Consider the following 19,550-nt stretch of genomic DNA (forward strand, 5'->3'; position numbering starts at 1 on the left):
TCGAGGTGGCACATGACAGCTTTAATCTTTGGGACGTGGCCGGATGGTGAGCCGATCTTGGGGCCAGGTGAGGTGGAGATTGGGGAGTGTCGGCATGCTAAAAAGAATGATCTGGATGAGCCTTATTCTTGTGATAATTCAGGGATCTTCTTCACAGATGAGAATCAGAGCCACCTAGGTCACTTTCATGTGAGGGCGTTGAAATGAGCAATCGGTTCGTGAGAGTACTAGTTGCGGTGTTTCTGGCGGTAGTAATATTGAGCAGCCAGGATACCTATGGAGCTGAAACAAAGGGAAAGGACCGTCTTGAGAAAGAGCTTGAGAAGCTGAATTCCAGGTACTGGGGCGGGAAAATCCCGGTAGGTAGGGTTAAGGTTGTGGAGGCTGGCAATTACGATGTCGATTTAGTTGCAATGGATGTTTTTGAGTTGAAGCGAAATTCCATAGGAGTGATTCTATGCAAGGACGCCGAGGTTCGCTTCGTTAGAAGTGAGATCTGGCACATCAACACCAAATCCGCCGGCTGCAAGGTGGGAGAATATGAGGCGGCGGCGGGGACGACGATATCGTTTTGGGAGACGGAGACTAACAGGTTGAGGTCGTTAGTCATTGCCAAGTCGATGAAGGTCCGAGGTTATACTTGGCCAGCGAACTCCAATTTGTTGTTTGGTTATGGTCCGGACCCTCTGGGTTACTTGTATGCTGTCGAACTTGGTGCGGACTTAGAGGGCACCAAATTCAAGAAAGGTCAGAGAGTTTATGTCGGTGAAATCATCGATGATACAGGCAAGCGTGATGACAAGCTGTCCTTGGAGGGCGATGAACATCACTTGTGATTACGCACCTTACATCGGGCTATTCATCAAACCGGGCCAACTGTTGGCCGACGAGGCGTTGTCCCTTATAGGGGAAAGGCTTGAGGTACTTGGCGGGGTTGAGATAACGGCCGGCCTTTTTCACTGCAAAATGTAAATGAGCTTTGGTGCAATAGCCGGTGCAGCCGATGGTGCCGAGCTTTTGGCCGTTGAAGACCTGTCGGCCCTTTTTTACTTCTGGTGAAATGGATTGAAGGTGATTGTAGTAGCTTTCAAGGCCGTTTTGGTGACGAACAACCACAAAGTTGCCAGCTGCGCGGTTTTTCCCAGTCCGCAACACACGTCCACTTTGCACGGTATAAACGGCGTGACCCGCAGGAAGTTCAAAGTCCAAGCCTAAGTGAGCTTGGCGGCGCTTCTTAATCGGATGAAAGCGTCTGGGTTTATACAAACTTGAGTAATGCTGGTAGGCCACGGGTGAGTAAAGAGGCCTTTCGTGGCCCAATCCGTCCGGACCGACGTAGCTTCCTCCGCCTTCAAAACGTACAAACTTACGCTGGTGTTTCTTGCCACCGATCTCCAATTCTGTTTCCAAAACCTCGCCGTATTTGACCAGGCGATCGCCGTCGTACTTTTCCTCATAGACAAGTCGGTAGTGGGCATTTCTTTGCAGGACCTTCTGGAGATTAAAATCTAAAAGATAGGCATCCATAAAGCGATACGCGACCCATTTATCCGGGACATGTTTGGTAATGCTTTCGATCAGTGAGCCGCGCACTTTGCCAACAAGTTCTTTGGTGCGAACTTCGTACTCCTCGCTCTGTACGCCGGAGCCTGCGGCTTCGGCCTCCTGCCACACAACAAAAGAGTTGTCCTGGTCAGGATCATAAAACTTGAGCTCTGTCCGCGAGGGTTGGGCCAAGCGGGTCACTTTGTAAACTGAACCCGGGACCAGGGTGAAGCTCTTGGGGAAAAGGTTTTCGCCGAGCACGGTGGCAATGGACCGCTCAGTAAATCCATAGCGCCTCATGAGTGAGTATACGGTTTCGCCGGATTTGATACGAGGCCAGAGCACTTGATCCTTGTCGGCTTTTGTGAGGTATTTGGAGGGCACGGGTTTTTTAGCGCGATGAGGCTTGGCCAGCGCCGAAGGCAAACCAAGAGACAGTGTAACAGAACAGGAAAAAAGGATGATCAACAGTCGCAAGTTCAGCAGGTGCATTTTTGTCCCTTTGGTGTCACTTATGTTTGTCCATCTTACATCTGCTTTGGCCCAAGCCCAATACTTTACTGGACCAATATCCTCTGGGCTTGGCAGTACTGGACGAGCTGCCACCGAACCAGAAGAGGGTGTTTTTTTAAACCCTGCCATTCTTCCCCATGCAAAGGATTTTTCGAGCGCGCTGTATTACGCCGACGGCGAGTTGGCCGAGAACCAAAGTGGAACCGATTTGGCCGTGAGCTTTGTCGACAACACCGAGGGCATTTTTATGCCCGGCTCTCTCAGTTATGTGCGTCGGCGCAGAAATTATCCGGGATTACCTTCGGTGAATGAAGAGTACTGGCACGTTGGCCTTGGGAAGTTTGTAACCGAATATGTTTCTGTCGGCCTTGGCATTCACTACCGCTCTGTGGATCAAGAGGGCGGCGAGGATTTTACTTATTGGAATGCCACCCTCGGGGCTCTATGGGCCCCAAAGCCCGAATGGGGGCTTGCTTTGGTGGGCCATAATCTGACAGCTAAGGATATACAGAACAGGGCCGGCTACCTGGAAGATCTCCCTCGGGTGGGGGCGGGATTCGTTTATTTGTTTGATCGCATTCTCAAAGCCCGCGTGGACGTGGTGAAGCCCCTTGAGGAAAACCCAGAGGACAAATTCCAATTGGGCCTGGGGGTCGAGACTTATCCTAATGAATTCAGTGCTTTACGGGTTGGCTATGAGCTCGACGACCTGACCAAGCATCAATTTGTGGCCCTGGGCCTGGCTTTTTTGGGTCCGCGCTTGAAAATTGACTACTCATTTCGTAAGAATACCAAGAGCGGCAGCGGCGGGATGCATAGCGTTGACTTCAGGGTCCCCTTTTGATAGCTTGCCGCCTTTGTTGAATTTGAAATTTGAGGATGGAGGATCGCAAATGGCTTCACCAACTAAGAAGACAAGCAGAGTGAGAAAAATGAAATTGGCCACCAAAGGCAGAAAACGCAAGGCCAAGAATCGCACTCAAGGCACTACAAAATCCAAAGAAGAGCTCTTTGGAGACAACAAGAAGTAATTCATTTGCTTCTTTAAAATTTAAAATTTGAAATTGGTTACGGCCGCTCTAAAAGAGTGGCCGTTTTTTTTGGTGCCAGGCCTAGTCTGGCAGCCAGCTTTGACTGTACCAAAGCCATACGCTTAAAAGTATATAAAAGAAATATACTCTTACCCGTATAGGGGAGGCTTATGTCTAAGCAATCAGATGGGCAAAAGGTGAGAAGTACCCGGCAACTAGGTCATGTCATAAAGCGGGAGCGAAACACCCAGGGGTTTTCCCAAAACGATCTAGCCGAAAAATCTGGCTTGCGGCAGGCAGGGGTCTCATTAGTTGAGTCAGGAGCGAAGGGCGTCAGACTTGAGACCCTTTTCAAGCTTCTTGCGGCCTTAGATTTAGAGATCGTCGTTCAAAATAGAAAAAAAGGACAATAGGGTAAGGAGATGGGGAAGAGCCAAAACCAAATTGCAGCCTTGGATGTCTATATTGGAGGTGAGCAGGCAGGTGACCTTCCAGCAGGTATTCGATCCTTCTTTCTCCCATAATGGCCATGATGAGGGTGGGGAGCTCTTCCCCGATATAGTTCCGTTAATAGTCACGCTTGAGTGGATTCCAGGTACCATTGAGTTCAGGGTTCTTAAAGATGGCATCCAGACCACGTCTTTCTCGGCAATCGGTTCTTCTCTGCGCACAGCAATAGAAGCGCTCCCCCAGGAAGCCATGAAACGGGAAAACGGAAACTCTAAACAACTCCTCATCAACCGAGTAAATCAGATTGAGCGCATGGCTACTGAGGAAAAATGGGTTCAGGTCCGGCACTTTCTTTTAAAGCTGAGGGGGGAGATTGGTGAACGGGTTGACGACCAGTTCATTCCGGCCAATGAAGGGCAGCAATCTAAGGCACAAATTTTAACCCTAGTTGATCGATTTCACGGTGATCTTTAATTGGGATACATTCTTTCGAAGGGGTCGATAGAATAAATGATTCCCCAGTGCAAAATTGGTCGAGGATCTCTTAGAAACCCGACAAGCTGCCCCAGCTCATCAAAGGCTACTCCTCCAGATAATCCATCGGAACTTCTAATCCCGATTGGAGCAGAAGCGGAGTTTACCCGTCCCCGAGCTTTTATCAGTTTGCCGGTTTGATCAAATTTAAGGGCAAAACCGACGCCCACAGTTTCAGCCCTGACGATCTCATCAATCAAGTCCATCACTGGAGCCTCTCTCGTCAATGAACAAGAAACAGAATATCGTGTTCCGCCCAAGTTTAGGATCGGGCTGCACTTGGCAAACCCAATGGAGCCGTGGGATTTGCGATCGTAAGGTTCCATTTCTGGATCGAGATCTAACAATGCGGCATCAAATATTTGGGAAGCCATTTTTGGCCGGCGAGTACCAAGATCCTTTGCTGCCAGCCCAAGGATGATTCCGCCGCCCTTTCCTTCTTGGCCACATGAAAAGACCCCTTTCGGCCTTGAAAGTGACAGCTCATCGTCTCCGCATTTGAGAGTAACGCCTTGCCAATTGCTCTGCCGAGCGAGCTGTTTGAAGCGTCTAGCGCTGTCTGAGCTGATAACGACGGCAACTGAGGAGTCATAGTCGGTCAGGGGATTTTGCTTTCCCTGGCTGCGATAAATACTTCGCCAAGAGATCTCATCAAATGGGTTTACGGCGCAATGATCGCCACCATACAGGGAGCAAAACAGGCTATTGGTTATCAGAACACCGGTATCAATTGTGTCCCCGACCCTGACCTGACAAAGAATTGAATCAAATTCTTTTGGCGGTTTAGAGTCATCGAATCGCATCCGATGCCGACTGCCCTCTTTTATAGAATTCTTATGAAGGATAGCTCCAGAGATGATGATATCCCTTAGAGTGCGGAGGGGAACCCGAGATCTCTGCACAAGATCACACTGTTGAACACAGGATTCCATTTCAGGATTGAAGGGGATTTCCCGGGTGCCTTTAGTGTATCGCTCGTCCAGATCTTTGATAAGGATTGCAGAGGATTTCTGTAAGCACTTAAAGCATTTGTCCGGATACCCGGCCACGTCTTTTACCGCAGTTTCAAGCCACCTAGAGGACCCTAGATTGGGCTGTTTACTCGTGAACACTCCATCCCAAGAACAGCCGACAAAGAGAAGGGCCGTCAATAAAACTGAAAATCTTGGAGTCTGCATCTACACTCCTGGTCTATGGGGACTTGTCTTGCCATGAAATGGTATTTGCAACTGTTGATATGCAACTATTCTAGTTTATGAAAAATGAAGGGTCACCCTAATTGGCTCTGGGTCCTGGTCGGGGGAGGGGTAAGGGCTCTTGCCGGGTAAACGGAATTTGACGGTCAGATGGCGGGCTTGGCCCTTGAAAGGTGCGTAATATTAATTGTTTAGCAGATCGAGGCGCCGGAGGTTCTGAGCCGCGAGGGGCTGGCTTGAGCCGGGCCAGTCAGGCGGGGGGTGACTCTTTTTTGGTGCCAGGTTCCGATTATGCCTCCGTCCGCGTAGATATCACCTTTAGGAGTTTTTGGATTCGATTTGCTTCATCTGCTGGGACACGGGCCTTTTTGGCAAACGAAGGCCACCGTTTTACAGCGTTTCCAACCTCTTTAATGATCGTTTTGGCTTCCCCAATAGAAAACCTGTTGGCGACTTCATAGAAATCATCGAGTTCGATGTCATTGTACTTACCATTGACCGACATCAGGTGCTGATTGGTCCATTCACCCTTGGGGTTGTAAGCAAAGGTGATGTCATAGGCTGGGGTTAGCCTCCATTTTTTGCCTCTTTGTAAAAGAAATGAAAAGTTCTTCGAGTGGTCGTCGCAATTCATTGCCATCACATTAAAAACCATGCGGCGAAAGGCCTCTACTTCATTTTCACGATCTAGATTTAGTTCGCGGATAGTCATAAATAATTGTTCATAACTGTTCGTGGACTTCTTCTTGAAATCAATATGGTTAATGGCACATAGGCTTTGCATGTGGTGTTTTGTGCCGTTTCCCGCCCTATCGAATCGCCTTGTCATGAAGTGGGCGCGCCCATTTTCTTCAAATAAACGACATTCTGGAATTTCAATTTTGGCTTCCTTGGCCATGAGAGAATAGGCAAACTCAATCCGTCCATAATTTTGTGATGAACCCAACTCAAAATCCTCACCCACCCCGTCGAACTTCAGGAGCCAATGTTCGAAGCCGCTTTCTGCGGGTACTTGTCCGGATCGAATTTCATCCGTCGTTGGATTCCATGAAATAACAGCTTTTGCTCTCGCACCATTAGCGGATGTACCAACCTCAATAATACTTCTTAGGGCGGCTTCCGTATGTTCGTCGGTATCGGCGTACCCCCGGACAACTTCTCGTGCGGTGGTGACGAGTTTCTCCATTTCCAAGGCCGAAGGCTTTTGTGTTCTCGGCCCACGGTTTGGCCTAAATTCTAGGGCGCCCATCGCTCTTTTGCCCATATAGGCGAGGCGATCAAGGGGTGTTATCTGGGAAGAGTTAATACCGTGCTCAGCCATGTATCGATTAATTAGGGCATTTCCGAAATCGTCAGGCAGGGCATCCGCCAGCATTGCCGGCAACCGCTTGTAGGTTTCGATTGGCAGACCAGTAAATACGAATATCTCCTCTTCTTCGTTGAGTGGCATATGAAGGGGCGCCAGTTCATAGCCCCTTTGTGCAAACTCTTTGTCCCATGCGAAGACATAAAACCCGCTTTTTGGATCGAGAGCGACCGCTCCCGCGTATATGTCCCATATAAACACCTCAACTCGATCTACGGGTTTGTACGGTGTTTTCTTTTTTCTTGCGGTCTTACTTTTTGCCACTGTTTTTTGACCTTTTACTGGCCCGTTGCCTTTTAGGTTCTTCTTTTACCATGTGGAGAGGGTTGATCGTTGCTGTTGGAGCGAGCGCCGTGAGCCAGTCTTGGCGCCCCAGTGCACGCGCGACTTTCACCAGTGTCTTTAAGGTTGTCCCTTTGCCCATTTCTAGGTTTTTTAGTGCTGTTAGACTCACTCCAGCCTGGGAGCATAGTTTTTGCCTGAGGATATTCTTTTGTAGGCGCAGGGCCTTTATGTTTTCGCCAAGGATCTGTTCGATTTCTTCGTCAGATAAGATTGTTTTCATAAAAGTCTTTTTTAAATCTGTAATGGTCATTTTTTAGATTAAAAGATCTATTTAAAGCTATTATACAGAATTTGGAATATAAATCAATACAGGATAAAAGACCTAATAAAGACCCTTGTGGCCAAAATAGCTATTAAAGGGCTTAAATAAGACCTTTATAGAAAATAGTTTAGCGGATCGAGGCGCCGGAAGTTCTGAGCCGCGAGGGACTGGCTTGAGCCGGGCCAGTCAGGCGGAAGGTGACTGGATGAAAGGTCTGACCCTGTTGGCCGGGCAAATAGCGATAGCGGCTGATGGCGCGAATGGCTTCGCGGTCGAGGACTTGATAACCCGAAGAGCGAGCGACTTTTAAGTTTCGAACCTGACCCTCGGGACTCACATCATAAGTCAGAGCAACCGTTCCTTCCCAACCACTTTGGCGAGCAAGAGCGGGATAAACCGGGGGAACATTGCCTGGGTGTTGGCGGAGATCCGTGTTCAAACGAGTTCCTTCGGGAAGGCCCAATCGGCCGCCCACGGCGGTATTTTGCGTGGTCACCGAATCCTTTTTAGCGGGCAACTCCGAAGGAGCTTGGGTCTTTTCAGTTTTATTATTGGCCAGGGCCGAAGCCTCTGTTTTGGCTTCTTCAGTTGTTTTTGGCAATTCTTCCTCAGAAGACTCACTGTCTTCACTCAGGTTGGGATCGCTCGCCGCAGCCAATAGGGCTTCCTGGTTTTCCAGGTTGTCCACTTCTTTGTTCACATCGGCAAAGGGATCGCCCTCGGGAGTGTTGTCGAGGCTATTGGCATCATCAAGCTGATCCTTTTGAAACTCCTGGTAGGCCTCGCTGTCGGCCAGGCTTTCCTGATTAGACGGCGGAGGCGTCTCGACGGGAACTGCGGCCACGACGGGAGATTCCTCTTGGGTCTCAGCAGGCGGAGCCTCTTCTTTAACCTCTTTCTCCGGCAATTTTGGCGGAGGGGGAGGAGAAGCTTTTGCCACCTCTTTTTTAGGTGCGGGTTCTTTGGCCTTGGTTTCTTTTTTCGCAATGACCACGGCCGAATCGTCCTTGGTCGGAGTTTCCGGGGTGGGAGCCATTTCCTTTTCAATCTGAGCGGTGGCCGGATCCGTTGGAGGCAAGTCAGTCAGTACAGGAACAGGGGTATTACCCAGGGGAGGGGGCTCGTCGGATATAACCGAGATCTCCGTCCACTCGGTGGTGCCGGGGGGAGGGATGTCGCGCCAGTTAGACGCCGTGGCCAGCATGAAGATCAATCCACTGTGCAAGAGGAAAGAAAAGCCAATGTAGCCCGTGGAGCTGGATGATGTTTTAAAAGAAGCGTCAAGCATCGAAAATCCCTGTTATTAAAGGCATTCCGCCTTACATTGTTATCCCGGATTCAAAGCCCGTTCCAGTTTATTTGACAATATTGAGGAGAGAGCGGGACACTTCCTGAAAGCTTTACTGAACTGTCAAGGGATTGAACACACGACTGCGTGGGAAGAAGTTGAAAATGCTGAAGCGAAGCTGGCTGTTCTTCATTGTTGTTGCCTGCTGCTCTGTCACTCCGGTGATGGCCTGCCCCCATTTGTCCGGCATTTTTGATTGCACCACCAACGGTCACACTGAGCGCATGATCATTCGCCAGCAGGAAGTGGATTATGTGACTCATTATCTGGTCACCGGTACTGAGATTGTTGCCGATGGATTGTCCCATGCTCTTCCTCACCGCGAGCCGGAAGAAAAGGCGCTCTACCGGGCTACCTGTTATGGCGAAGCCCTTCGCGTGGTGGTCGAGCAGGTCTTGATTACCGGTGAGCCGAATAAAGCTCGCATTGGCACTCTCAATTTTGAGCTATGGATGAATCGCGATCCAGCCGGAAAGCTCCACCGCAAAGTCCAAGGAATTGTTTCCTTGGACGGGGATGGGAATTACCCGCTGTCTGAGGGTACAGTCTGTGTGCCGAGGTAGTTCAGGATGCGGGAAAGATGAGCCGCGGTTACCCCTTTGCTCTGCGCGGGGGTTTAGCTTTTTTCCGTAATCCGTGGTCTGTAATCCGTAAACGTTTCCGTGTGTGTGTCCGAATACCGTGACGGTTTCGGTATCCGCAACAGTAACTGTAACTGTAACTGTCACGTTTACGGGTTACAGGTTACGCAAACGGAAATTCCTCCTTTGTTGCGTTCGTTGGCCCCCCTTCGGGTAAAGACCAACTCACTTCACAAAGGAGACTTAAATGAAACAAAATGATTCCCAATACAAGTGGAGCTATTCCTATTTCCATGAGTCAGCCGAGTCTTTTCGCAAAACTGGTGTCCGCAGACCCAATTGTCAAGGAGCTTGATCTTTCTCAGGCTATTTCTATGGTCAATGGAAACTTCGCCGTATCACTCGCGGGCCTTTCTCAAACGATTCAAGGCACCTGGGTGCCCTTTAAGATTGAGGTTCAAGCGGTCGATGCCTACGGCAATCTCTTAAACGGATCAACAGGGGAATTGTGGGCAGCGACGGCAACCCTTAATTTGACCAATGTTGACGAAATCGCCATTAGTCTTAAGATTGCCTCCCATGAATCCGGATTTTCAACTGCGATCAATCTTTCTCCCCAGCAGGCTCAATCGGTAAGAGTACCCTATGGTACGATTGAGATCACTTCGACCAGTCACCCGGGTCAGGTTTTCCGACCGCTGGCCCTTTTATCTGGAGGAGTTTACGACTATGAAGTGAGGACCATATCCTCGGGTCTTTCTCACGAGTTGGTGAATTCGGTGCGCTTAGTCTCAGAGACCCTCCCAGAGCGAAATCTTCTTGACGAGTACCTCACTCAAACTGCGGCTCCTAAAAATCTGATCCAGCCGGTGCAGAGGTCGATCCAGCAGAGATCTATGGAGAATACCTTGGACTGTCAGTACCCATCGTGCGTGCGGAGTTCGGTCCGCCCGCCGTACGGCCTCATTGATTTTGCACCGCCTTATTCATGGGTAAAACCGGGAAAGGAAATCTCCGTTACCTGCAGCGGTTGGGATCAGGCGTGGTTTCAAGATCTCATTGGGAAGGGAATTGCCGCTGCAAAGGAGGTGGCTAAACTACAGTATGATGGTCAATTGGATAATCTAATTCTTGAGGCTGCAACGGCCACCTATAGCGATAGAATTACGGAGTGCTTTAACGATCCGGACATCTCGGATCCTCACGGTTGTGCAGCCGATGCACAGGCGGCATATACAGCCGTCACAGAACCATTGGCTCAAGCTGGCCAACAGCGGCTTGAAAGAGCAAACGCCCTTCGAGGAACCCTTTTGTACAATCCCGAACCTCAATTTACCTATTGGCTGCCCTCAAATCTTACGGCTGTTTTGATCGCTACTGAAATCCGTCCGGATGGAACCAAAGGAAATCGCCTAACTGTGACAAAAAAGATCGGTCCTGAGTTTTCCCTTACGGAACAAAACTTCAACTATCGCCGCCTTCCAGGAGTGTTGAAGAGCCTGCGTATTGATGGCATCGAAACAGCAACCTGGCATCAGGTTCACATTAGTGCGACTGTCGTGAGTGGATTGCCACCTGGGAATCCTTACCAGGCGGCAATTGCCGACTGCTGGATGAAGCAGGACCCAGATCTGACCGTGGAGGTGGCGACTAATTCTGAGGATCCAAGGTTCAATAGTCCAGCCTTCTTTCACACAGAATACGGTGGAAAGTTCCCGGTCATGGTGGATGAAAGGTATGGCGTCCCATACGCGAGCAGCTATCTTGAGGGCGTGGCGTCGGTGAAGAGAGCTAGAGAGATACATCGGTTGCCGGTAAAGCTACTGACAAGAGCTGTGAGCGACTCTGTTATTGAGAGCTTTGAGGCCCATTGGTCAGGAGGTACGGCCACAATTCCTATTGCGAGAGAATCATCAATTTGGGTGGGTCTCCATGCTCAGTCCATTGATCAGGAGATCTATCTTGATCCCTCAGCCATTGAACAGGCATCGCCCCTGGATTTCCGAAACCCAACTGTGGATTCAGGTCAGATCGAATTCCGCGTCCAGGGCTATCGGCTGGAAAATGGCAAGCAACTTCCATTTACGCTTTCAGAAATTAAAGACGTTGAGTTTATGTATGACGGAAAAGATACTTTATACGATATCTCAATTGATCCTAACGCGTTGTTTTACGGGGGAACTGTTGCTCTGCACGGTAAGGCAAGTTTAATGAGGTTTATTAAAAGGATCAAAGAAGATGAGGATCTTGCCACCAGCGGGGTGGTTCGGTTTAACGATGCGTCTTCGCCCTATGGAGCCAGATTGGTACCCCACGAGGAGCATCGTGACGGATTGACGGTGGACATTTTGACATTTGGAACAAGATCTCATGACTATACAAGAGGGTGTAAGCTATCAGAAACGGACCCCAATTCGAACTGCGCCACTCATTTTCCAGGCATTGGTTTGAATACTCAGTCGGAGGTCGATGGGGTAGGTCTCTATCGAGACCTAAGGGCTTATTTGCAATATAGGCAGGGATGTATATTGAATAGTGTATGTGGCCAGGAGCCAACTCAGGAGATGAATAGAATTGTGAGCTGGGTTAGATCTAACCGTGAGGCGATTCACCGAATCGGAAAACTGTTTCCGGGGGCTACGATTAGACTGTCGAATGGACAGCACTATTCTGTGCAACTTTTAGGATCACTGGTATCGCCATCTCAAGTGTTGACGGAAGCAGAGATTGTCAAAAGTGCTTTGATTGATGGTGTGTGGCCAGATGGGGAAAGGATGCTCTTTAATGGTGAGTGGATAAAGCTTTGTCGTCCATCTAGCGATCACAACGAAAGGGCGATTATCCAACAAAGTTATTGTACTCTTAATAATGCTGATTTTAAAACGTGGAAGAATCATTATAGTCACTGGGATCTCAAAGTTAAGGAGTAAGCAGTTGTGTTAAGCAGAGTTTTGGTAATCTTTGTTTTTGGATTTTTGTTTGTTCCTTATGTGGCTGGCGAGCCAGAGGCCAAGAAGCATGATATGGGCGCAATTCGATATTGTGCGACTAAGAATTTTCCTGGGAAGGTGCCGATACCCAGTATTGGACCGAGTAGTCGATGGCCAACTAAGCCATTTTGGATTGGTCCAATTTATTTTGGGTTGGGCGATGAGTTGACAGTTGAGAGCGGCGCGGTGGAACATCTGAAGGTACACGGGGGTACTGAGTCTAAGTTTTGGGGCGCTGGCGTTGATTATCAGAGGTGGGTTGAATTCCGAACGCCCAAGGAATCGGGCACATGGCAACCACGGCAATTTATTTTGGCGGAGGACACCATTATCCAGGGATCTTTGATTCCTAAGGGATCCGAAGTCTTGTTGGGCGGAGAGGGGGTATTTCATGACTCAAGTGATGTTCACATCCGCTTGGAAAAGGATGCCACCATCCTTGGGCAAAAGGTGGTGGGTCCCGCAACGGTGGTCATTCGGCGATTGAAGCTGGAGCGTGAAACGGAGGATTGGTAATGGGAAAAGTGAACGGGGTTCGGTTTGTTCTTTTATCACTAGCCGTCCTATTTGGATCTTTAACGATCCTGGCTGAGGAGGCCACTGAAGTGGCAAAGGATGAAGAGATATTGGTCAAATACTTCGAGACCTATTCTCACTGCGGATGGCCGTTGGAAGAACTTCGGGTCCTTAATGGCCCGGATAAAGATGGCGTCCTTCTCGCACAGGCAAAGTATGGATTTAAGTTTATGGGAAATTATGTTTTTCCTAGAAGTGCTAAGCTTACTTTCAAAAAGGGAGTATTGGTAAAGGCTGAGGCGGACCTTGAATATGGGACAAAAATTCGTTTGTACGGTCTTAAGATCGCCCTGAAACATCCGGTGATTTTTTCTGGCCTCTATGGGACCCCGCAAGAATTCACAGTTACTGACGGTAGTATGCTTTATGGTCACGCTGTGTATGGCGAATTAAAGGTGTCCTGGAGCCCCAACTATCTTGAGGGTGCACAAAAGATTGAGGTTTTGAAAGATGGTACTTGGGGCGGAAAGAACTTGTTCCAAGTTCTCAAAAAAGGCCAAGTCATTGTTTTTGAGGGCGGAGTACCCATGCTGAAATAGACTGTATGTCTAAATGGCAGAGTGCCACTTCATTCGCCTCAAGTGAACAAGTAAGTACTCGCCAACGATCTTAGGAGAAAGGGCGCCCCAGAATTTAATTCTGGCTCCAGGTTCTTTTTCCGATGCACGCCGCAGCGAAGCGAGCAGCCCAAAACATAGTTTACATTTTGTACCGGGAGTAGAGCCTAAAGAATATACAGCGTCACCGTGGGGACGCTGTTTTCGCTATGGTGGATCTGGGGAAAATGATTTGTAGGCGAAGTTCGCGTTGGGGGTCAGGGTAGCCGGCGCGGCGTTCGAGGGCTTGGTCGAAGAGGTTGAGGCCGGAGAGTTCGAGAGTCCAAGTCTTGTGGGAAAATGTAAGTCCGGCATCCACTGTCCATACTTTGCCGAGTTCTAGAATTGGACCGGCGGAATCCCGTTGGTCTAAATAGGAGCCGGTGTACTTCAGTTGTGACCACACACCCCAACGGTCATGTGATTTACTGAGCCTGAGGCTCCCTTGCCACTCAGGAACCAACAGTAACTGGCGATTGAGAGTACGGTTTTCTCCGTCTAAGTGGGTGAGGGAAATTTTGCTCAGGAGGCCGCCGGAATCGTATTGGAAGAACAATTCGCCGCCAAAGATGGAGGCCTCACCACTATTGATGGTTTGGTACTGAAGGCCGACGGTGGTGAACTCGAAATAATCGCGATGGTCCATCTGAAAGATCGACAGACCGTAGTCGAGCCGGCCTTCCCTGTTGGCCGGAAGAGGAGAGTTTTGCTTTGAAGTGATAAAACCAATTTCAATTTGTTCACTTCTCTCGGGTTGAAGATCTGGATTGCCAAGACAAAAGGCATTGTTGCAAAAACGATCCGCTAAGGTTGGCGGGCGAAAGCCCTGGCCAAAGGTCATCCACTTTTCAAATTGATCATCCTTGTGAAAAAACCCGAGAGCCGCAACACCCTTGTTGTATTCATCAAGATAGCGAATTGCCGGTTGAAGAAATGTGGAAGGGGAGGTGGGGATTTCAAGGCTGGTGCCGACTTCCAATTCCCCCGAGTGAAGATTTTGGTCCGAAAGATAGTTCGCAGTAAAGTCGTCAACAAAGTGATCGGCAAAAAGCTTTACTTTCCAATCGCTGTTGGTTTTGGTGAAGTAATTAAGTCCCTGGTAAAGTCGATCGGTCCGGCTGTGGCTATAAAGAATAGTGTTAGGATCTGAATCCTGATCCGAGCGTATGCCGGCGATGAGCCAGGAAAAGCTCTCATCGCGGCCAAGTTCATTGGTCGCTCGCAAACCGATGAGGCTCGCCTGTCGGTCAAAAACTCCGCTGCCGGGGGTAAACGCGGTGGCGGGATCATCCAACCGCCCGGGGTATTCCCCCTTCTTGCGGGCATAGAGCAAGAGGGGTTCAATCGACCAGGGACCCATTTGTGACTGACCGACAAGGGTGTAGCGCTGGAGTTCAGATCCGTTGTTTGCTCGGGTTCCGGACAGATCATTGCTACGCATTTGATATCGGTAATCGCCCTCGGTCTTAGCACCCATAAATGAGGCTTGGTAGGCTCCCGACTGAGTCATAAGTGGAATGCGCCCTTCGGCGGAGGAGGAAGAAAAGCTTCCAGTTGTTAGCCGGACCCGAGGAACATTTGATATTTCGCTCTGATTAAGCAGAGCTCCACCCAAGGCCGAACGCCCGTAATAAACAGAGGCCGGGCCCTTAAAGACATGGGTCACACCAATGACTTCGGTTGGGATCAGCAGTTCAGATGGTCCGAGTCCGTCTGCCAGGTTTAAAGGAATGCCATCCCATAAAAGTAAACTGCGATCAGATTTGACGGAGCCACGAACGGAAATAGCGGGAGCGCCTTCGTAGCGACCAGATACGCCCTGGGTTTCCTCCCATCCCGTCCACCAATTTTGCGAAGTTTTTTGTTTGCTGGTGGTAGGAATGATTTGGTTCGGCCAGCCGCCACTGCGTTCGGAAAAGGAATCGATGCGGGGAGCGGTGACAATGTCTTCAGGGATTTCCTGGTAATCCACCTCGCTGGCGAATGCGGAAAAGCCGAAAACTAAAATCGAAAGAGAAAATGATAAGGTGAAAAAAACGGGATTCATCATGGGCCTCCTGCTCGGGATTAATCCGTGGGGAGCGATCGGACTTACAAGGCCATTCCTTGATCACCGTTGCGGCACAGTCCCGGATTTCCACCGGAGTTCCCTCTATTCCACGAATGAAAACAATCTAGCCCTCTTGAGATCAGAGGGCACTAGGAAATTTTATATTGGCCGGGTGGGTCGAGGAAGATCAGGTGCCGACAAGGTCTTCTGGAACTTCCCCTTCGATGATGGCTTTTGACAGGCGCAGGTGATCTGGGTGTCCCACGAGCTTGGTGACCTCACTCAAAGGCAGGGGGTCCGGCTGAGTGAGCCGCTCTTTTTTAACGCCGATAATTCTTTCATAGGAGGCATTGAGGCGAGTCAGGTCGATCTGTTTGCTGTCGATCGCCTTATTTATAGCCTCAATGGAGTTTCCCGGTTGATCAAAATCATTACAGAACAACAAGATATCGCAACCGGCGTTCAGAGCTAAAACCGGAATTTCCTTGATGTCGTAATGTTTGACCAGAGCGCCCATGCCCAAATCGTCAGAAATCACCAGGTTTCGATAGCGAAGGTCATCGCGGAGAATATCCTGTAAAAACTTTTTGGATAAAGTGACCGGATAATCAGGATCGATATTGGGGAACTTAATATGGGCGGTCATCACAAAATCAAGGCGGGCGCGAAAGGTCTTTTTAAATGGAATTAAATCTAAATCCATTAACTGTTTTAGGTCAGCCTGTTCAACTGGGAGGTCATCGTGGCTATCAATGATGGTTCCCCCATGGCCGGGAAAGTGCTTGGCGCAGGGTAGAACTCCCCCTTTGATGTAACCGCGAACGAGGGCCGAGGCGAGCTTGGCAACAACATTTGGGTCCTTGCCCAAGGATCGATCGCCGATAACGGTATTAGCCTCATTGGTGAGGACGTCAACACAGGGAGAAAAGTCCAAATTGATTCCAACGGAGCGTAGCTCTTCAGCCATCATATTAGAGAATTTAAAGGCCACAGAGGTAGAATCCAGGGCGCCCACTTTCGCGGCCGCCGGCCAACGGGTAAACGGAGCCTTGAGACGGGCCACGCGGCCACCTTCCATATCAATGGAAATAAACAGGGGCTGCTTGTCGGGAAGTTTGTGGCGGAGATTCTGAACGTCCAGGCAGAGCTGGCGCAATTGCTCAGGTGATTCAGAGTTGCGGTCAAAAAGAATCACCCCACCAATATTGTTATCGACAATAAACTTGGATTCTTCGTTGGTAAGGCTTGTCCCTTTGAGTCCAATAATCAGATGTTGGCCAATTTTGTTCTTCACCTTTTTCACCTCAGCGGACGTTCAAGTTATGGAAAAACGCGAACTTAAGACTAAGTATTCATTTCACCATGGGCAAGGTCGAAAATCAAAGAGACCATCTTCACGACTTGGGCCAGGGTCCAGCTAAGTTTCAGTGTTTTTTGGGGTCCAGAAAATCACGCAGTCCGTCTCCAAACAAATTAAATCCAAGAACAAGGGAAAGGATCGCAATCCCAGGAAACAGGCTGACGTGAGGGGCCTCAAGAAGGATTTTTCTCCCTGAGTTAAGGAGTGCTCCCCATGTTGGGGTGGTTGGCGGAGCCCCGAGGCCAAGAAAACTCAGGCTCGACTCGGCGATGATGGTGCCCGCCATGGCAAAAGTCGCGTTGACCACCAGGGGACCCACGAGATTCGGCCATATGTGTACGACAACTTGCCGCATTGAGCTGCCGCCCAGGGCTCTCGCTGTGGTCACGTAGTCGCGCTCCTTCAGATGCAGAACTTCGCCGCGAACTAGGCGAGCGTAGCCGGTCCAAGAGGTCAGACACATGGCAAAGATGACGTTATTTACCGAGGGACCCATAACGGCGACGAGTCCAAGAGCGAGCAAGAAATTGGGAAAAGCATAGATCATATCGATGATTCGCATAATTAGATTGTCGAGCCAGCCACCAAAAAACCCGGCCAGTGAACCAATAGATAGCCCAACCAGAAGGCTCACCAATACAACACTCAGCGAGACTCCAAGGCTAACCCGAGCTCCGTAGACCACCTTGGCCAAAACATCGCTGCCGTTTTCATCAAGGCCAAATGGGTGATGCCAGGAGGGTGGATCATAACGCTCAGTTAAAGACATAAGGTTTGGATCTTGAGGAGCTAAAAGGGGAGCAAAAATCGCGGCAATGACCATTAATAAGACCATGGTTGCGCCGATAAACATCAGTCGCTTGTTGGGTTGCCTCAGGTGAGCAAAGATCATGACAACCTCACCTTGGGATTGGCCAAGCCGTAGGCCAGATCGGTCAACAAATTGACTCCAACATAGGTCAGAGAAATGAGCAGAATACATCCTTGGACAAGAGGGTAGTCGCGGCTTTGAATACTTTGAAACAACAAAGTTCCAATGCCGGGCCAGTCAAAAATCGTTTCAGTAATAACAGTTCCAGTTAATAGAGCACCCATCTGCAAACCGACAATGGTAATGATAGGCATAAGGGCGTTGGCCAGGGCGTGTTTCGCATAAATCCAGACGGGGTGAAGTCCTTTGGCGCGCGCAACGTTGATGTATTCTTCTTTAATCACATCGAGCATCGAGGCCCGGGTCATGCGCATAAGAATCGCACCAAAGGGAAGGGCCAAGCTGATTGCGGGAAGCACCAGGTGTTCAATCCCACCCCGCTCGCTGACGGGAAAAATGTCCAAGTGAAGAGCAAAGATCCAAATCAGCAAGGGGCCGAGAAAAAAACCAGGAATAGACATTCCCAATAGACCAGAAACCAAAACCGAGTTGTCAATCCAGCTGTATTGTCTGACGGCTGCTAAAATTCCCATGGGGATGCCAAAAAGCAGAGCAAGCAAGATCGATCCGAGAGTGAGTTCCACGGTAGCCGGGATCCGTTCGGCCACTTCCTCACTGACGGGCAGGCGCGAATGGAGTGAGCGGCCGATATCTAGGGTGACAAGTCCTTGCAAGTAATGGCCGTATTGGACGTGTAAAGGCAAATCCAGCCCCAGTTCTCGCCGGAGAGCCTCTTTGTCCATCACTGCCGCCTGTTCCCCGAGCATGATGTCGACAGGATCTCCGGGCACCAGGTGAAGGAGCAAAAAAGTCACTGTGCAGACCCCTAAGACCACCGGGACTGTGGCAAGAATTCTGCGCAGGATGTATTGAATCACTTAGTTTTTTTCTCCGGGAGTTTTTTGGGTGCGGATTCTTTTTTCTCCGGCTCTGGCTCCGGTGCCGGTTCAGGGGCCTTTTCAGCAGGCGCCTTTTCTGCCTTTTCAGACCCGGCCAGAATGTTCGGCTTTCCTAGGGGAACTTTGCCAAAAAGAATCTTCAGAGGACCGGACGGTAAGGTGAATCCTTCCGTAGCGCTTGAGGCCGAGGGGCTGAGTTCCGTGGCAATTTGCTGCAGTGGCGACTGCGTGCCAAGAACTTCTCCTTTTTCAGTGACGAAACTGACAAACTTAACGCCCTTAAAGGAGTTGAGCACTTTAAAAACAGGCTTATTCAAGAATGTCTGCTGTTCTTTTACATAGGCTTCACCGTTGTATGATTCAGCGTCTTCTTCTGCAACGGCCGAGTAATTAAATTTCTTCCCCGGAGTATAGCCCTTTTGCAAAATCAAATAGCCAAGGAATGTACTGAGAAAAGTTCCTTTCGGGACCTTCTTCGATACCGTTTGGGCGTTAGCACCTGTGGTGATCACCGCATTCATGATTGTGCCCTTAAAGGTGGCATCAATAGTTTTAACCATTTGCGGGGTTTTGACCGTGTATTGGTAGCTGACCGGTTGGAATTTATCATCGGCAAAAGCTCTGAGGCTCTCCGTGGTATTTCCCCCTAAGTCATTGGTTTGAATAAAGTAAGTCGAAATGAACTTCTTTGTTTTGGGGTCAAACTCGTACCTTTGGATGAAATAGCCGATCTTGGTGGTTCCGCTGACGATTTTGTAGTAGCCCTCGAACATAGTTTCGGCCTGAGCCGAATGTATGGACCAAGGTATTAACCCCAGGAAAAAACAGCCGATAAGTAGATAGAATCTCCGGAACTGGACCATGGTCTTTTGACCTCCCATGAACGTTTTCAGTCTGTCCCGCCCGGGCGCTCTCTGTCAAAAAATTTGTCAGTCCAAATGCAGGAAATCTGGCAGTTTTTTGCTATCATGGTGAGG

At 49.5% G+C, this 19,550-nt stretch carries 19 protein-coding genes and 1 riboswitch; of the genes, 9 read left to right on the forward strand and 10 right to left on the reverse strand.

Translation table 11 applies throughout. The annotated features are described in order from the left end of the window. Nucleotides 1-203: 203 nt before the first annotated feature. Nucleotides 204-836: a hypothetical protein gene (locus H6624_20020; GenBank protein MCB9086639.1), complete on the forward strand. Its 633-nt coding sequence runs from the start codon at nt 204-206 to the stop codon at nt 834-836. Between the two features lie 19 nt (nt 837-855). Here H6624_20020 and H6624_20025 read toward each other — a convergent pair whose 3' ends face one another. Then, the gene (locus H6624_20025; protein ID MCB9086640.1) at nt 856-2,037 is read right to left on the reverse strand and encodes a M23 family metallopeptidase; all 1,182 of its coding nucleotides are present in this window, start codon (nt 2,035-2,037) and stop codon (nt 856-858) included. 22 nt (nt 2,038-2,059) lie between these two features. Between H6624_20025 and H6624_20030 the strand changes: the two genes are divergently transcribed. From H6624_20030 to H6624_20045, 4 genes are all read left to right on the forward strand, one after another. Further along, entirely contained in the window at nt 2,060-2,902 is an 843-nt protein-coding gene (locus tag H6624_20030; GenBank protein MCB9086641.1) for a hypothetical protein, read from the forward strand. 49 nt (nt 2,903-2,951) lie between these two features. Next, the gene (locus tag H6624_20035) at nt 2,952-3,089 is read left to right on the forward strand and encodes a hypothetical protein (protein ID MCB9086642.1); all 138 of its coding nucleotides are present in this window, start codon (nt 2,952-2,954) and stop codon (nt 3,087-3,089) included. Between the two features lie 170 nt (nt 3,090-3,259). After that, nucleotides 3,260-3,502, forward strand: a complete 243-nt coding sequence (locus tag H6624_20040) for a helix-turn-helix transcriptional regulator (GenBank protein MCB9086643.1) — start codon at nt 3,260-3,262, stop codon at nt 3,500-3,502. A 43-nt stretch (nt 3,503-3,545) separates the two neighbouring features. Then, a complete protein-coding gene (locus H6624_20045) occupies nt 3,546-4,013 on the forward strand; it encodes a hypothetical protein (GenBank protein ID MCB9086644.1) in 468 nt (155 codons plus the stop codon). Here H6624_20045 and H6624_20050 read toward each other — a convergent pair. The 4 genes from H6624_20050 to H6624_20065 form a co-directional block, all read right to left on the reverse strand. Beyond that, nucleotides 4,010-5,251: a hypothetical protein gene (locus H6624_20050; GenBank protein MCB9086645.1), complete on the reverse strand. Its 1,242-nt coding sequence runs from the start codon at nt 5,249-5,251 to the stop codon at nt 4,010-4,012. The two genes, H6624_20045 and H6624_20050, sit on opposite strands and share 4 nt — an antisense overlap. 307 nt (nt 5,252-5,558) lie before the next feature. After that, nucleotides 5,559-6,899 carry a type II toxin-antitoxin system HipA family toxin gene (locus tag H6624_20055; GenBank protein MCB9086646.1) on the reverse strand — a complete coding sequence of 447 codons (1,341 nt, stop codon included), beginning with the start codon at nt 6,897-6,899 and terminating at the stop codon, nt 5,559-5,561. Beyond that, a complete protein-coding gene (locus H6624_20060; protein ID MCB9086647.1) occupies nt 6,886-7,173 on the reverse strand; it encodes a helix-turn-helix transcriptional regulator in 288 nt (95 codons plus the stop codon). Before H6624_20060 ends, H6624_20055 begins: the two co-directional genes overlap by 14 nt. Nucleotides 7,174-7,369: 196 nt before the next feature. Further along, complete coding sequence (locus tag H6624_20065; GenBank protein ID MCB9086648.1) at nt 7,370-8,530, reverse strand: energy transducer TonB; 1,161 nt, start codon at nt 8,528-8,530, stop codon at nt 7,370-7,372. A 164-nt stretch (nt 8,531-8,694) separates the two neighbouring features. Between H6624_20065 and H6624_20070 the strand changes: the two genes are divergently transcribed. The 4 genes from H6624_20070 (at nt 8,695) to H6624_20085 (ending at nt 13,276) form a co-directional block, all read left to right on the forward strand. After that, entirely contained in the window at nt 8,695-9,153 is a 459-nt protein-coding gene (locus H6624_20070; GenBank protein MCB9086649.1) for a hypothetical protein, read from the forward strand. A gap of 275 nt (nt 9,154-9,428) precedes the next feature. After that, nucleotides 9,429-12,101: a hypothetical protein gene (locus H6624_20075; protein MCB9086650.1), complete on the forward strand. Its 2,673-nt coding sequence runs from the start codon at nt 9,429-9,431 to the stop codon at nt 12,099-12,101. Between the two features lie 6 nt (nt 12,102-12,107). Next, nucleotides 12,108-12,677 carry a hypothetical protein gene (locus H6624_20080; protein ID MCB9086651.1) on the forward strand — a complete coding sequence of 190 codons (570 nt, stop codon included), beginning with the start codon at nt 12,108-12,110 and terminating at the stop codon, nt 12,675-12,677. Next, nucleotides 12,677-13,276 carry a hypothetical protein gene (locus H6624_20085; protein MCB9086652.1) on the forward strand — a complete coding sequence of 200 codons (600 nt, stop codon included), beginning with the start codon at nt 12,677-12,679 and terminating at the stop codon, nt 13,274-13,276. The genes H6624_20080 and H6624_20085 overlap by 1 nt, the downstream gene beginning before the upstream one ends. A 202-nt stretch (nt 13,277-13,478) precedes the next feature. Here H6624_20085 and H6624_20090 read toward each other — a convergent pair whose 3' ends face one another. From H6624_20090 to H6624_20110, 5 genes are all read right to left on the reverse strand, one after another. Beyond that, nucleotides 13,479-15,383, reverse strand: a complete 1,905-nt coding sequence (locus H6624_20090) for a TonB-dependent receptor (protein MCB9086653.1) — start codon at nt 15,381-15,383, stop codon at nt 13,479-13,481. A gap of 12 nt (nt 15,384-15,395) precedes the next feature. Continuing rightward, nucleotides 15,396-15,523, reverse strand: a riboswitch (cobalamin riboswitch). 47 nt (nt 15,524-15,570) lie between these two features. Continuing rightward, nucleotides 15,571-16,677, reverse strand: coding sequence for a beta-N-acetylhexosaminidase (gene nagZ / locus H6624_20095; protein MCB9086654.1), 1,107 nt, complete (start codon nt 16,675-16,677; stop codon nt 15,571-15,573). A 130-nt stretch (nt 16,678-16,807) separates the two neighbouring features. Beyond that, complete coding sequence (locus tag H6624_20100; protein ID MCB9086655.1) at nt 16,808-17,596, reverse strand: ABC transporter permease; 789 nt, start codon at nt 17,594-17,596, stop codon at nt 16,808-16,810. A 35-nt stretch (nt 17,597-17,631) separates the two neighbouring features. Continuing rightward, on the reverse strand, nt 17,632-18,552 hold the full coding sequence (locus tag H6624_20105) for an ABC transporter permease (GenBank protein MCB9086656.1): 921 nt from the start codon (nt 18,550-18,552) through the stop codon (nt 17,632-17,634). Next, entirely contained in the window at nt 18,549-19,436 is an 888-nt protein-coding gene (locus H6624_20110; GenBank protein ID MCB9086657.1) for a hypothetical protein, read from the reverse strand. The genes H6624_20105 and H6624_20110 overlap by 4 nt, the downstream gene beginning before the upstream one ends. Between the last annotated feature and the right edge of the window lie 114 nt (nt 19,437-19,550).

The sequence above is a fragment of the Pseudobdellovibrionaceae bacterium genome (assembly GCA_020635075.1).
Lineage (GTDB): Bacteria > Bdellovibrionota > Bdellovibrionia > Bdellovibrionales > UBA1609 > JADZEO01.